This is a genomic window from Citrobacter sp. Marseille-Q6884 (assembly GCF_945906775.1).
Classification (GTDB): domain Bacteria; phylum Pseudomonadota; class Gammaproteobacteria; order Enterobacterales; family Enterobacteriaceae; genus Citrobacter.
This window is the reverse complement of the sequence record NZ_CAMDRE010000001.1, coordinates 152,918-166,329: the sequence shown is the minus strand read 5'-3', so window position 1 is coordinate 166,329 and position 13,412 is coordinate 152,918. Positions and strand designations below refer to the sequence as shown.

Annotated in this window: 12 protein-coding genes; 9 read left to right on the top strand and 3 right to left on the bottom strand. The window is 51.6% G+C overall.

Going from position 1 to position 13,412, the window contains the following annotated elements:
- The first annotated feature begins 94 nt into the window (after positions 1-94).
- The 9 genes from N7268_RS00805 to fucO all read left to right on the top strand — a co-directional run bounded on the left by N7268_RS00805 (position 95) and on the right by fucO (position 9,325).
- Positions 95-1,075 (top strand): IS5-like element ISKpn26 family transposase, encoded by a 981-nt coding sequence (locus N7268_RS00805; RefSeq protein ID WP_016241585.1) that lies wholly within the window; start codon positions 95-97, stop codon positions 1,073-1,075.
- Positions 1,057-1,236 (top strand): hypothetical protein, encoded by a 180-nt coding sequence (locus tag N7268_RS25115; protein ID WP_313958363.1) that lies wholly within the window; start codon positions 1,057-1,059, stop codon positions 1,234-1,236. The genes N7268_RS00805 and N7268_RS25115 overlap by 19 nt, the downstream gene beginning before the upstream one ends.
- Positions 1,199-2,668, top strand: coding sequence for a sugar ABC transporter ATP-binding protein (locus N7268_RS00800; RefSeq protein WP_260861465.1), 1,470 nt, complete (start codon positions 1,199-1,201; stop codon positions 2,666-2,668). Before N7268_RS25115 ends, N7268_RS00800 begins: the two co-directional genes overlap by 38 nt.
- A 3-nt stretch (positions 2,669-2,671) precedes the next feature.
- Complete coding sequence (locus N7268_RS00795) at positions 2,672-3,655, top strand: ABC transporter permease (RefSeq protein ID WP_260861464.1); 984 nt, start codon at positions 2,672-2,674, stop codon at positions 3,653-3,655.
- A 73-nt stretch (positions 3,656-3,728) separates the two neighbouring features.
- A complete protein-coding gene (locus N7268_RS00790; protein ID WP_198906032.1) occupies positions 3,729-4,679 on the top strand; it encodes an ABC transporter substrate-binding protein in 951 nt (316 codons plus the stop codon).
- A gap of 54 nt (positions 4,680-4,733) precedes the next feature.
- Complete coding sequence (locus tag N7268_RS00785; protein WP_260861463.1) at positions 4,734-6,314, top strand: FGGY-family carbohydrate kinase; 1,581 nt, start codon at positions 4,734-4,736, stop codon at positions 6,312-6,314.
- Between the two features lie 65 nt (positions 6,315-6,379).
- Positions 6,380-7,378: a LacI family DNA-binding transcriptional regulator gene (locus N7268_RS00780; RefSeq protein ID WP_260861462.1), complete on the top strand. Its 999-nt coding sequence runs from the start codon at positions 6,380-6,382 to the stop codon at positions 7,376-7,378.
- A 140-nt stretch (positions 7,379-7,518) separates the two neighbouring features.
- Positions 7,519-8,166, top strand: coding sequence for an L-fuculose-phosphate aldolase (fucA, locus tag N7268_RS00775; protein ID WP_198906037.1), 648 nt, complete (start codon positions 7,519-7,521; stop codon positions 8,164-8,166).
- 10 nt (positions 8,167-8,176) lie between these two features.
- Positions 8,177-9,325, top strand: coding sequence for a lactaldehyde reductase (gene fucO, locus N7268_RS00770; RefSeq protein WP_260861461.1), 1,149 nt, complete (start codon positions 8,177-8,179; stop codon positions 9,323-9,325).
- 81 nt (positions 9,326-9,406) lie between these two features.
- Here fucO and xni read toward each other — a convergent pair whose 3' ends face one another.
- From xni to N7268_RS00755, 3 genes are all read right to left on the bottom strand, one after another.
- On the bottom strand, positions 9,407-10,162 hold the full coding sequence (xni, locus tag N7268_RS00765; protein ID WP_260861460.1) for a flap endonuclease Xni: 756 nt from the start codon (positions 10,160-10,162) through the stop codon (positions 9,407-9,409).
- Positions 10,163-10,280: 118 nt separating this feature from the next.
- Entirely contained in the window at positions 10,281-11,648 is a 1,368-nt protein-coding gene (locus N7268_RS00760) for an L-serine ammonia-lyase (RefSeq protein ID WP_198906043.1), read from the bottom strand.
- Positions 11,649-11,698: 50 nt separating this feature from the next.
- Positions 11,699-12,988 carry an HAAAP family serine/threonine permease gene (locus N7268_RS00755; protein ID WP_260861459.1) on the bottom strand — a complete coding sequence of 430 codons (1,290 nt, stop codon included), beginning with the start codon at positions 12,986-12,988 and terminating at the stop codon, positions 11,699-11,701.
- Positions 12,989-13,412: the final 424 nt, after the last annotated feature.

The following is a 13,412-nucleotide window of genomic DNA, read 5'->3' as shown; positions in this document are numbered from 1 at the left end:
TACGAAACGTTTTCCCGGCGTATTAGGGAAGGTGCGAACAAGTTCCTGATATGAGATCATCATATTCATCCGGAGCGCATCCCAGAGGGACATCATGAGCCATCAACTCACCTTCGCCGATAGTGAATTCAGCACTAAGCGCCGTCAGACCCGAAAAGAGATTTTCCTCTCCCGCATGGAGCAGATTCCGCCATGGCAGAATATGACCGCTGTCATCGAGCCGTTTTATCCCAAGGCGGGCAATGGCCGACGGCCCTATCCGCTGGAGACCATGCTGCGTATTCACTGCATGCAGCATTGGTACAACCTGAGCGACGGTGCCATGGAAGATGCCCTGTACGAAATCGCCTCCATGCGCCTGTTTGCCCGATTATCCCTGGATAGCGCCCTGCCGGATCGCACCACCATCATGAATTTCCGCCACCTGCTCGAGCAGCATCAACTGGCCCGTCAATTGTTCAAGACCATCAATCGCTGGCTGGCCGAAGCAGGCGTCATGATGACCCAAGGCACTTTGGTGGATGCCACCATCATTGAGGCACCCAGCTCTACCAAGAACAAAGAGCAGCAACGCGATCCGGAGATGCATCAGACCAAGAAAGGCAATCAGTGGCACTTTGGCATGAAGGCCCACATTGGTGTCGATGCCAAGAGTGGCCTGACCCACAGCCTGGTCACCACCGCGGCCAACGAGCATGACCTCAATCAGCTGGGTAATCTGCTTCATGGAGAGGAGCAATTTGTCTCAGCCGATGCCGGCTACCAAGGAGCGCCACAGCGCGAGGAGCTGGCCGAGGTGGATGTGGACTGGCTGATCGCCGAGCGTCCCGGCAGGGTAAAAACCTTGAAGCAGCATCCGCGCAAGAACAAAACGGCCATCAACATCGAATACATGAAAGCCAGCATCCGGGCCAGGGTGGAGCACCCGTTTCGCATCATCAAGCGGCAGTTTGGCTTCGTGAAAGCCAGATACAAGGGGCTGCTGAAAAACGATAACCAACTGGCGATGTTATTCACCCTGGCCAACCTGTTTCGGGTGGACCAAATGATACGTCAGTGGGAGAGATCTCAGTAAAAACCGGAAATAACGCCAGAAATGGTGGAAAAAATAGCCTAAATAGGCTGATTCGATGTGTTTGCGGGAAAAAAATCGGCCCAGATCCGCGAAATTTTAATCAGCGAGTCAGCTTGGGAAGAAATGACCTGCTTATTCGCACCTTCCTTAGCGTTGAGTAATGTGGATTTTTCTTTACGCAAAGGTGAGGTTCACGCGCTGCTTGGCGAAAATGGCGCGGGAAAGTCTACCCTCATGAAAATTTTATCCGGCGTTTATCAACCTGATGAAGGCAGTATTATTTTTGAGGATAAATCCGTTTCATTCGAAAACCCGTTGAGTGCCCAAAATCTGGGGATCACTATTATCCATCAGGAATTCAATCTGTTTCCTGAACTCACGGTTGAAGAAAATATCTTTATTGGCAGGGAATTTTGCAAAAATAATCGCTGGCGTCTGGATGAAAAGCAACAACGTCTGGCTGCTATCGATATTTTGCAAAAATTAAACCTGAATATCTCCCCTGAAACGTTGGTGGCTGACCTCACTGTCGCTCAACAACAAATGGTTGAGATTGCAAAAGCGATATCGGTGAATGCCAAAATTCTTATTATGGATGAACCGACGGCGGCGCTGACAGAGACGGAGATTGACAGCTTATTTCGTGTGACCCGTTTACTGAAAGAGCAGGGCACCGGCATTGTTTATATCTCGCACCGTCTGGAAGAGCTGGCGTTGATTGCCGATCGCGCGACGGTAATGCGTGACGGGCAGTTTATTGCCACCGTCGATTATGATGCGGTCAAAATCAGCGATCTCATCGCCATGATGGTTGGGCGCGATCTCGGCAATATCTACCCCCGCCGTGAGGCGCTCGCTCAGCGCAAACCGGTGCTCGAAGTGAGCGGTCTGACACGTAAAGGGGTATTGAATAACATCGACTTTACCCTGTATCAGGGAGAGATTTTAGGCTTTGCCGGTCTGATGGGCGCAGGACGAACTGAACTGGCGCGTGCGATTTTTGGTGCAGACGCGATCGATAGCGGGACCCTAAAACTGAACGGCAAAGAAACCGTGATTAAAGATATCCCTGACGCTATCAGACAAGGTATCAGCTATTTAACTGAGGACAGAAAAAAAGAGGGGCTGGCATTAGGGCTGTCCGTTGAGCGTAATATTATGCTGGGTAACTACCCGGAGTATTCCGACCGCTATGGCAACGTTGATAGTCAGCGTTGTCAGAAAACCAGCCTGGAACAGGTGAAAGCCCTGCGAATTAAAACGCCACATCTCGAGCAGGCTGCATTGAATTTGAGCGGGGGTAATCAGCAAAAAATCATTATTGCCCGCTGGGTATGTAAAGACACCGATATTCTCATCTTTGATGAACCCACCCGTGGGATTGATGTGGGCGCCAAACTTGAAATTTATGAATTGATGAATCGACTGGTGGCAAAAGGGAAATCAATAATCATGATCTCCTCTGAATTACCGGAAGTGCTGGGTATGTGCGATCGCATTTTAGTGATGCGGAATGGGCGTATTACCGGGGAATTAGCTTCTGATGACGCCACACAAGAAAAAATCATGCAATACGCGACGTTAGAGGACTAATTTATGACTATCTCTGTAACCTCTTCAGACAGCAATAATAAGAAAGTAAAAATTAACAAAGAACTTTTAATGCGCCTTGCGCCGCTTTTTAGTCTGATTATTTTGGTGATATTTTTTAGTTTTGGATCACCTTTTTTCTTTAATACTGAAAACATTATGACGATTGCTCTGCAAACGTCGGTCATTGGCATTATGGCGATTGGCGTGACCTTCGTCATCATCACGTCAGGGATCGATCTCTCTCTCGGTTCCGTGGTGGCGTTTTCCGGTGTTGCGGTAGGCATATGCGCCACGCTGGGTCTGCCACTGCCGGTTTGCATTCTGGCTGGTGTGTTAGCCGGTGGATTATGTGGCTATATCAACGGGATGCTGGTCACCAAAATGACGATCCCGCCTTTCATCGCCACGTTGGGTCTGATGATGTCCGTCAGGGGGATCAACATGGTGATGACCGATGGCCGTGCTATCTACTTTGCCGATTACCCCTCTTTCAAAATGCTGGCTCAGGGACGCTTATTTGATGTGCTGCCTTATCCCGTCTTTTACCTGGTCATCGTGGCGCTGATTGCCGCGTATATCCTGAAGAAAACGGTTATTGGTCGTTACGTTTACGCCGTCGGTAGCAATGAAGTTGCCGCACACCTGTCCGGGATTAAAGTCCAGCGCGTCAAAATTTTTGTCTACGCCTTCTGCGGTCTGTTGACCGGGATTGCCGGGGTCATTCTGGCTTCGCGTCTGAACTCTGGACAACCAACCGTCGGGGTAGGTTATGAGCTGGAAGCGATCGCTGCGGTCGTGATTGGTGGTACGAGCCTGATGGGCGGAATTGGCACCATCGGCGGCACCATCATTGGCGCATTTATTATGAGCGTGTTGAAAAATGGCCTGAACCTGATGGGGGTTTCCCAGTTCTGGCAGATGGTCGCAATGGGTGTCGTGGTTATTGCTGCAGTTTATCTCGATACATTACGTAAAAAAATTCGTTGATTTACGCTCCCGGAAGTCACGGGGCATCATAACCCTGACGTTTAGGGTGACTCACTCAGAACGGAGTACAACAATGAGAACCAGGAATTTTGTCTATGCGTTATCTCTGCTGGCTTGTATGACATCCAGCGTATTGGCTAAAGATATGAACCTTCCCGTTGTCAGTAAAGGGTTCCAGCATGAGTTCTGGCAAACCGTGAAAATGGGGACGGAGGCTGCGGCGAAAGAGTTGGGCGATAAAACCAGCTATGTCGGACCGGCGGATGAAACTCAAATCGCTGAGCAGATTCAGTTAGTTGAAAATGCGATGGCGCAAAAACCCAATGGGCTGTTGCTGGCGGCATTAGACGCCAATGCGCTGGCGCCTTTGGTGGAAACGGCCAATTCACGCGGTATTAAGGTCGTAACGTTCGACTCAGGCGTAAATTCTGATATCCCGGTCAGCTTTGTCGCCACTAATAACCGTAAAGCCGGTGCCGAAGCCGCCGATGCGCTGGCGGCTGAAGTGGGGAATAAAGGGAAAGTCGGTATCATCGCGCATGTGGCGGGGACCTCTTCAGCGATTGAGCGCTCCGAAGGGTTTATTGCACGCATGAAGGAAAAATACCCGGATATCAAAGTACTGCCTGTTCAATACAGCGATGGTGATCCACAAAAAGCGATGGATAAAACCATCGATATGGTTCAGGCGAACCCTGATATTGCGGGGATCTATGGAACCAACGAAGGGTCAACGCTGGGCGTGGCGAACGCCATCGACAGTCAGAATCTGAAAGGCAAAGTTAAGGTGATTGGTTTTGACAGCACCGAAGCGATTATTGCCTTCCTGAAGTCTGGGGTGATTCAGGGCTTCGTCGTACAGGATGCTTACCAGATCGGCTATCAGGGCATCAAAACACTGAATGCGGCGGTATCAGGTCAATCTGTTCCAAAAGAGATTGATATTCCAGTGAAATTTGTTAATGCGAAGAACATTAATACGCCGGAAATCGAGAAGCTGTTACACCCATTCGGAAAAAAATAAGATTCCAGGGGCGAAACCCTCGCCCCCCTTTTTAGCCAGCGTCAGGGAGTTACTATGAGCAGTGGATATTTCCTCGGTGTGGATGTCGGTTCTGCTAGCGTCAGAGCCGGGGTATTCGATGCCAGCGGTAAACGCCTGGCCTTTGCGACATTCCCCATCTCGCAGTTTCGACCGGGTCCAGAGCGGGTCGAACAATCCTCTGCTGAAATCTGGCAACAGGTTTGTCATGCCGTCAGAGGTGCCGTGTCGTCCGCGGGCATTCCCGTCGAGGAGATCCGCTCATTGGGATTTGATGCGACCTGCTCTCTGGTTGCGCTGGATGCACAAGGGAAGGGGCTGGCGGTTTCGCCAGGTGAGTCGCCAGACCATAACATCATCATGTGGATGGATCACCGTGCTGGTCTGGAAACGAAAAGAATTAATGACACGCAGGATCCAGCTCTGCGCTATGTCGGCGGCGAAGTCAGTGTGGAAATGGAGCTGCCCAAGGTGCTCTGGTTGAAGAATCACTTTCCTGAGACATGGCAGAGCGCGCACCGCTTCTACGATCTGGCGGATTTCCTGGTCTGGAAAGCGACGGATTTCGATGTGGCCGGTCTGTGTACATTGACCTGCAAATGGAACTATCTGGCGCATGAGCAACGTTTTAGCCACGCTTTGCTTGATGCCGTTGAATTGACTGATTTGCTTAACAAAATTCCGTCTAAAATCCTGCCGCCAGGCGCTGCCGTTGGCACGCTGAGCCCGGAGGCCGCACAGGCGCTGGGGCTGACGACTGACGTTGTGGTCGCCAGCGGGATGATTGACGCTCATGCGGGCGGCGTAGCGCTTGCCGGTGCGCAACCTGTGGGAACGCTGGCCTTGATCAGCGGGACGTCAAATTGCCACATGTTGTGTAGTGAGCAGGAAATTCATACGCCGGGCGTGTGGGGACCGTACTGGTCTGCCATGCTGCCGGGGTATTGGCTGACGGAAGGCGGACAAAGCGCCGCCGGCGCGTTAGTTGACTGGACGCTGCAGGAGTCGGGTGCCAGCGCTGAGTTATTTCAGAAGGCCGAAGCGCGTGGGTGTCATCCTATTGTCCTGGTCAATGAATGGGTTGCCGCGTTAGAAGAGAGTGAGTCAGAACCGGGGCGCTATCTGCATGTGCTGGCCGATCATCACGGTAACCGCTCACCGCGCGCGCGACCCGATGCCCGGGGGAGCGTTTACGGTTTGACGCTTGAACGAGGGGAGAGGCAGGTTGCCCGTTTATATCTGGCGACATTGCAGGCCATTGCCTGCGGTACGCGGCACATTATGGAGGTGATGCGCGAAAACGGGCACACCATTACGCGGTTGACGTTGTGCGGTGGAGCCACACACAACCCGCTGTGGTTGCGTGAGTATGCCGATGCAACCGGATGCGATATCCATCTTATGCAAGAAGAGGATGCCGTGACCTTGGGGGCGGCGATTACGGGGGCGGTCGCGAGCGGCATGTGGGCAAATTTCCCGGCAGCCTGTCAGGCGATGGTGGTTCCGGGCGCTGTCATTAAGGCTAACCCGCAGCGGCAGGATTTTTATGCTCGCAAGTATCAGGCCTATCTGACCATGTGGGATCAACAGCAGACGCTTAACCAACTCATGCAGTAAGACAAAAGATTAAAATACTTTTATGATTGTGAATGGACGTTTTGGATGTGAACTGGGACATATAAATGGCTAAAACAGTAGAACAGATAGCCAGCGATCTGAATTTATCGGTGACGACCGTGCGACTGGTGCTGAATGGGAAAGCTGAGCAATATCGCATCAGCGTTAAAACCCAGACGCGCATTAATGAATACGTTGAACGTTATGGTTATGTTATAAATCATTCGGCCCGTAGCCTGAAACTGAATAAAACAGACACGCTGGGTCTGATTGTGCCTAATATTTCCAACGTCTTTTTTGCGACGCTTGCTGAAAAACTGGAACAACGTTGTCGCCGTTCCGGATATCAGTTAACGATTAGCTGTACTTATGATGATGTTGATTATGAGAATAAATTAACGAAGGCGTTAATTGCACGTAATGTTGATGGCCTGTTTATTGTTCCTTCAACGTTAGAAAATCAGCAACATCATTTACGTAAGGTCAGGAAACCGATGGTGTTACTTGATCGTGATTTTAAGTACACCGATAACGCGTTGGTCGAAAGCCATAATATTATGGGGGGCGAAAAGCTCACACAGAGTTTGTTTGAAGCAGGAAAATCACCCATCTGGTTTTTGGTGGGCGATACCGGTCTGCCCAGTATTGGCGATCGTTTAAAAGGTTACATTAATGCATTGAGTAATAACGGTATTAACCACAAGAACTGGGTGCGGGAAGGGCCGGATAACACGCCAGAGGGGGGGTACCGGTTGATGGAAAAACTGATTAACGAACAGGGTTGCCCGCAGGCATTTATCGCCTCGTCATTACCTGTACTGGAAGGGGCGGTTGTTGCTATCCGTAATCGTTTTGGCGTGATTCCACCGGAAATTAATATCGGGACATTCGATGAACATCCTATGCTGGGATTCCTTGCCAATAATGTCTGGTCAATGCAGCAGGATGAAAATCTTTGGGCGGAAAAAGCATTCGATATGATGATGAGTGCAATTGACGACCATCCCGTTAAAGAAACGGTAAAAGTAGCGATGAAACTCATTAAGCGTGTAAGACAACAATAATACATCGCGACAAATAATACGGCCAACTGAAACTGAATAACATTTTCAGTGGCTGCTCATATCTGAAACCTGACCCGTCTTATTCTGCGGTTGCCTTTTTCGCAATAAAGACGAGGGGAAACTGTACCCGGAGAATTATTATGGAAAGAATGCGTTTATCGCGAGAAATCATTGAAACCTGTCTTGAAATGACCAGCCTGGGGCTGAATCAGGGAACGGCAGGGAATGTGAGTGCACGTTATGAGAACGGCATGCTGATTACGCCCAGCGGCATTCCTTACGAAAGGCTCACGGAAAATATGATCGTCTATGTAGATAACGACGGAAAATACGATAAGGGACAATTACCTTCCAGCGAATGGCGTTTTCACCTGGCGGCTTACCAGACGCGACCCGATGCGAATGCGGTCGTCCATAATCACGCGATTCATTGTACCGCAGTATCGATTCTTAACCGTCCTATCCCGGCCATCCACTACATGATTGCCGCTGCGGGCGGTAACTCGATTCCGTGTGCGCCCTATGCGACCTTTGGGACTCGTGAGTTATCAGAGCATGTCGTGGTTGCCCTGAAAAACCGTAAAGCAACGCTGTTACAGCACCATGGGCTGATTGCCTGTGAGGTGAATCTGGAAAAAGCGCTGTGGCTGGCCCAGGAAGTGGAAGTCCTTGCCCGTCTTTATCTGAGCACTCTGGCGATCGTTGACCCGGTACCGGTACTGGATGATGAGGAAATCGCCGTTGTGCTGGAGAAATTCAAATCTTACGGATTACGTATTGAAGAATAGGGGAAAAGCGATGGCGAACAGAATGATTTTGAACGAAACGGCATGGTTTGGTCGGGGAGCCGTTGGCGCATTAACCGATGAAGTCATCCGTCGTGGTTACCGAAAAGCACTGATTGTGACAGACGAAAATCTGGTGCAATGCGGTGTGGTTGATAAGGTGACGTCGCGGATGGATGCGGCAGGTCTGGAATGGGCCATTTTTTCCGGCGTTATCCCTAACCCAACCATTGCGGTGGTGCAGAAAGGGCTGGAGGTGTTTAAGCTCAGTGGCGCAGATTATCTGGTCGCCATTGGCGGAGGCTCCCCTCAGGATACCTGTAAAGCGATTGGCATTATTCACAATAACCCTGAGTTTGAAGATGTGCGCAGCCTGGAAGGGTTGTCGCCGACGCACACACCGAGCGTTCCGGTTATGGCCATCCCGACGACGGCGGGTACGGCAGCCGAGGTCACCATTAACTACGTGATCACCGATGAGGAAAATCGGCGTAAATTTGTCTGTGTTGACCCGCATGATATCCCGCAGGTGGCATTTATTGATGCCGATATGATGGACGGCATGCCTGCTGCACTCAAAGCCGCCACCGGCGTTGATGCGCTGACCCACGCCATTGAAGGATACATTACCCGTGCGGCCTGGGCGTTAACGGACGCGCTGCACATCAAAGCCATCGAGATCATCGCCGGGGCGTTACGCGGGTCTGTCGCCGGTGAAAGCCAGGCGGGTGAAGCGATGGCGTTGGGTCAGTACGTTGCCGGAATGGGATTTTCAAACGTGGGTCTGGGGCTGGTGCATGGCATGGCGCACCCACTGGGGGCGTTTTATAACACGCCGCACGGCGTCGCCAATGCAATCTTGTTGCCGCACGTCATGCAGTACAACGCTGAATATACGGGAGAGAAGTTCCGTGATATCGCCCGGGCAATGGGGGTGAAAGTCGAAAACCTGACGCGGGAAGAGGCGCGTAAAGCCGCTGTTGATGCCGTGTTTGCGCTCAACCGTGATGTGGGGATCCCCTCGCATTTACGTGATGTTGGTGTACGCAAAGACGATATTCCTGCATTGGCGCAGGCGGCGTTTGACGATGTGTGTACTGGCGGGAACCCGCGTGAAGCGAACCTTGCGGATATCGTCGAGTTGTACCATACGGCCTGGTAATCGCACTGGGTGACGGCGTGAACGCCTTATCTGGCCTGCAACGTTGTACGGCATGCAGGCCGGATAAGCGAGGTTATTCCCCTATCGGGCCAGCCGTAGCTGCTGGAGGTTTCCGTCAATATGTAAGTCTGTTTGCAGGCGCGCGATATCGCGGCACAGAAACGCCATCTCTTTATGTGCTTCAAGCTTCTTGCGCCACTTGTCCGGCACGGCATCAAGCTGTGCGTAAATCCCTTCCAGATGTTGAAACTGGACTAACAACTGAGTGGCGCTTTTCGGGCCAATACCCGCAACGCCCGGTACTTTTGAGCTACTTATCCCGGCCAGTCCCCAATAATCAGGCAGTTGCTGAGGCAGCACGCCAAACTCTTTTTCAATGAAAGGGGCGTCCAGCCAGCGCTTTTGAAAATAGTCACGAATACGCAGTGTGGGAGAGAGCAGCTGGCAATAGCCTTTATCGGTCGAGACAATGGTGGCCTGATGCCCGGCCTGGGTGACTTTCACCGCCAGCGTTGCGGCTAAATCATCGGCTTCATTGCCGCTGGAAACCCAGCAGCAGACCCCGCGTTGCTCGAATGCGGCGCGTAAGGCGGGCATTTCATTATGTAATTCATCGGGCATCGGTGGACGACCCGCTTTGTAGTCTGGGAGTCGTTGGTGACGCCAGCCGCTGTTACGCGCCTCGTCATCAAAGACCGCCACGGCATGCGTGGGCTGGCTGTGCACAATCAACTGATCGAGCGCGCGCTGGCATGTCTCCACGCAGGGCGATCCCTGAACGGCGTGAATGCGGCGGATTAAATTCAGTGCATCAACGATGAGCAGATGGACGGCCATGGTGTTCTCCCTTATAAATCAGGGTGTAGGGTAACATTCAAGGCGAAGCGAGGCGAATATCGGGAAGTGACATTTTGCCGGACGGGGCGTCAACCGCCATCCGGCAATTTGAAGGGCATTAATCGCAGGTGACAATCTTCATCGCCAGGCCGCCGCGAGAGGTTTCGCGGTACTTAGCGTTCATGTCTTTACCGGTCTCGTACATCGTCTCGATAACTTTATCGAGGCAGACGCGCGGCTCGCTGGTACGGCGCAGTGCCATACGCGCGGCGTTAACCGCTTTTACCGAAGCAATGGCGTTACGCTCAATGCACGGTACCTGAACCTGTCCGGCAACCGGATCGCAGGTCAGCCCCAGGTTATGTTCCATACCGATTTCCGCGGCGATACATACCTGCATCGGGCTACCACCCAGCAGCTCAGCCAGACCTGCCGCTGCCATGGAGCAGGCGACGCCGACTTCACCCTGACAACCCACTTCGGCGCCAGAGATAGAGGCGTTCATCTTGTACAGTGAACCAATGGCGCTGGCGACCAGCATGTAGCGTGCCAGTGAGTTAGCATTTACTTCGCGGATGAACTTGTCGTAGTACGCCAGTACTGCAGGAACGATGCCGCACGCTCCGTTGGTCGGCGCGGTAACCACGCGTCCACCGGCAGCATTTTCTTCGTTAACCGCCAGCGCGAACATGTTGATCCAGTCAACGACCGCCATCGGGTCGGTGGTGGTTTTGTCGCTGCTGACCAGCATACGACGCAGCGCCGCTGCACGACGCGGAACGCGAAGTTTGCCCGGCAATACGCCTTCGGTGGTGATACCGCGTTCAATTCCGCTGCGCATCACTTCCCAGACGTTTGCAAAGTGCTGTTCCAGCTCTTCTTTGCTGTGCAACGCCAGTTCGTTTTGCATCATCAGGCCGGAAAGCGACAGGCCAGTTTCCTGGCAATGTCTTTGCAGATCGGCTGCGGACTTATACGGATACGGTACGGTCACCGGTGAATTGTTCGGTAGACCAAAGTGTTCTTCATCAACGATGAACCCACCGCCAATGGAGTAGTAAGTCTGGCTGTAAATCGCTTTTTCGCCCGCCAGTGCGGTAATACGCATCCCGTTTTCGTGCAGAGACAGATTGTCTGTGTGGAAATTCATGCACTTATCAACAGGGAACTCGACTTCATGTTGACCATCTGCCAGCAGCAAACGTCCATGAGTATTCACATCCTGGATAAAACCCGGGATGGCGTCGATGTTTACGGTATCCGGCAGATTGCCGGCGAGGCCCATAATAATCGCGATGTCAGTGTGGTGGCCTTTCCCCGTCAGAGACAGTGAGCCATAAACATCAACCACTACGCGGGTTACGTCAGTGAGTATTCCGCGTGCAATCAGGTCATCCGTGAATTGTTTGCCTGCTTTCATTGGGCCGACAGTGTGAGAACTGGAAGGGCCAATGCCGATTTTGAAGATATCGAATACGCTAATCATTAGGCGTCCATTGTATAACGAGGTGCGCCGCCCGAAGGCGGCGCAGGGGATTAACTAAACAGAGAGTAGAAAATAGCGGAGATAGCAATCAGACCCATAATCACAACGAAGACGTTGCTGATATGGCCGCTGTATTTACGCATTGCCGGTACTTTCTGAATGGCGTACATCGGCATCAGGAACAGAATCATCGCGATGATTGGGCCACCCAGGGTCTCAATCATACCGAGGATGCTCGGGTTCAGCGTTGCCACAATCCAGGTGGTGATCAGCATGAACAGCGCAGTGATTTTGTTCAGTTTGTTGATTTCGATGGTTTTGCCTTTGCTACGCAGAGACTTAATGACCATACCGTTGAAACCTTCACGTGCGCCCAGGTAGTGGCCCAGGAAGGATTTGGTGATAGCAATAATCGCGATGATCGGTGCCATCCAGGCAATGATCGGTGCGTTAAAGTGGTTCGCCAGATAAGACAGGATAGAGATGTTCTGTTCTTTCGCCGCAGCCAGATCCGCCGGAGTCAGGCTAAACACACAGCTGAAGACGAAGAACATAACGGTCAGCACCATCATGATGTGAGCGAATGCCAGAATCTTGGAACATTTCTTCTCAGCTTCATCACCGTACTCTTCACGTTTCGCGACTGCGAAGGAGGAGATGATCGGTGAGTGGTTGAAGGAGAACACCATAACCGGGATGGCCAGCCACAGGGTCAACAACAGACCGTTACCGGTGGTTGCTGCAGAGTCAAAAGACAGGGTTTCCAGAACTGCACCGCTCCACTGTGGGATCAGGTACAGCGCCAGCAGCATCAGGGCTGCAACAAACGGGAACACCAGGATGCTCATCGCTTTTACGATCATCTGCTCACCGAAGCGCACGATGGTCATCATGCCGACAATCAGGATCAGGGAAAGAATCGCACGCGGCGGCGGTGTAATTGCCAGCTGGTGGGTCAGGAAGCTTTCAACGGTGTTGGTGATCGCGACGCTGTATACCAACAGGATTGGGTAGATAGCAAAGAAGTAGAGCAGGGTAATCAGTTTACCTGCGCCAATACCAAAGTGTTCTTCTACAACTTCAGTGATGTCTTCACCCGGATTTTTACCGGATAACACGAAGCGAGTCAGGCCACGGTGTGCAAAGAAGGTCATCGGGAAGGCAAGAATGGCCATGATGATCAGCGGGATCATGCCGCCAACGCCTGCGTTAATTGGCAGGAACAATACACCTGCGCCAATCGCCGTGCCGTAAAGGCCCAGCATCCACATGGTGTCTGTCTTGCGCCATGCGCTGCGGGTCTGGCCCGTAACGATAGTGCTGGTTTGCGTGTTTTCCATCTGTTTCTCCTGGAGGAAGCTTAAAAAGCCAGGTTTGGGTTCAATCCAATGAAAAAGGACCTGACTGTAAAATGAAATTCGTTTAGCGACTTTTTATGTAATTTTTCGCCGTAATAATTTGCGGGCGGAAAGATACAGTTAAGTAATGAATGTATCAGTGATCGCGATCTCAAATGCAATAATCCACTTTTTATGTGGATAAATTCGGACCATTAATCTGTTAAAAAATATCCAAATCGAATTTACGGGCGCGAAGGCTACCATTAACGACATATGGCATAAAAGCGAAGGCAAGAAGATACGAGTGTTGCGCTGTGAAAAGTGCTGTTTTTAGTGGATTCTGATGACTAATGATATTTTATGCCGATAAATCACGGTCAGTCTCAAAAGGGAAACGTTTGCGTTTTAAGCCCTTTCTTATGAA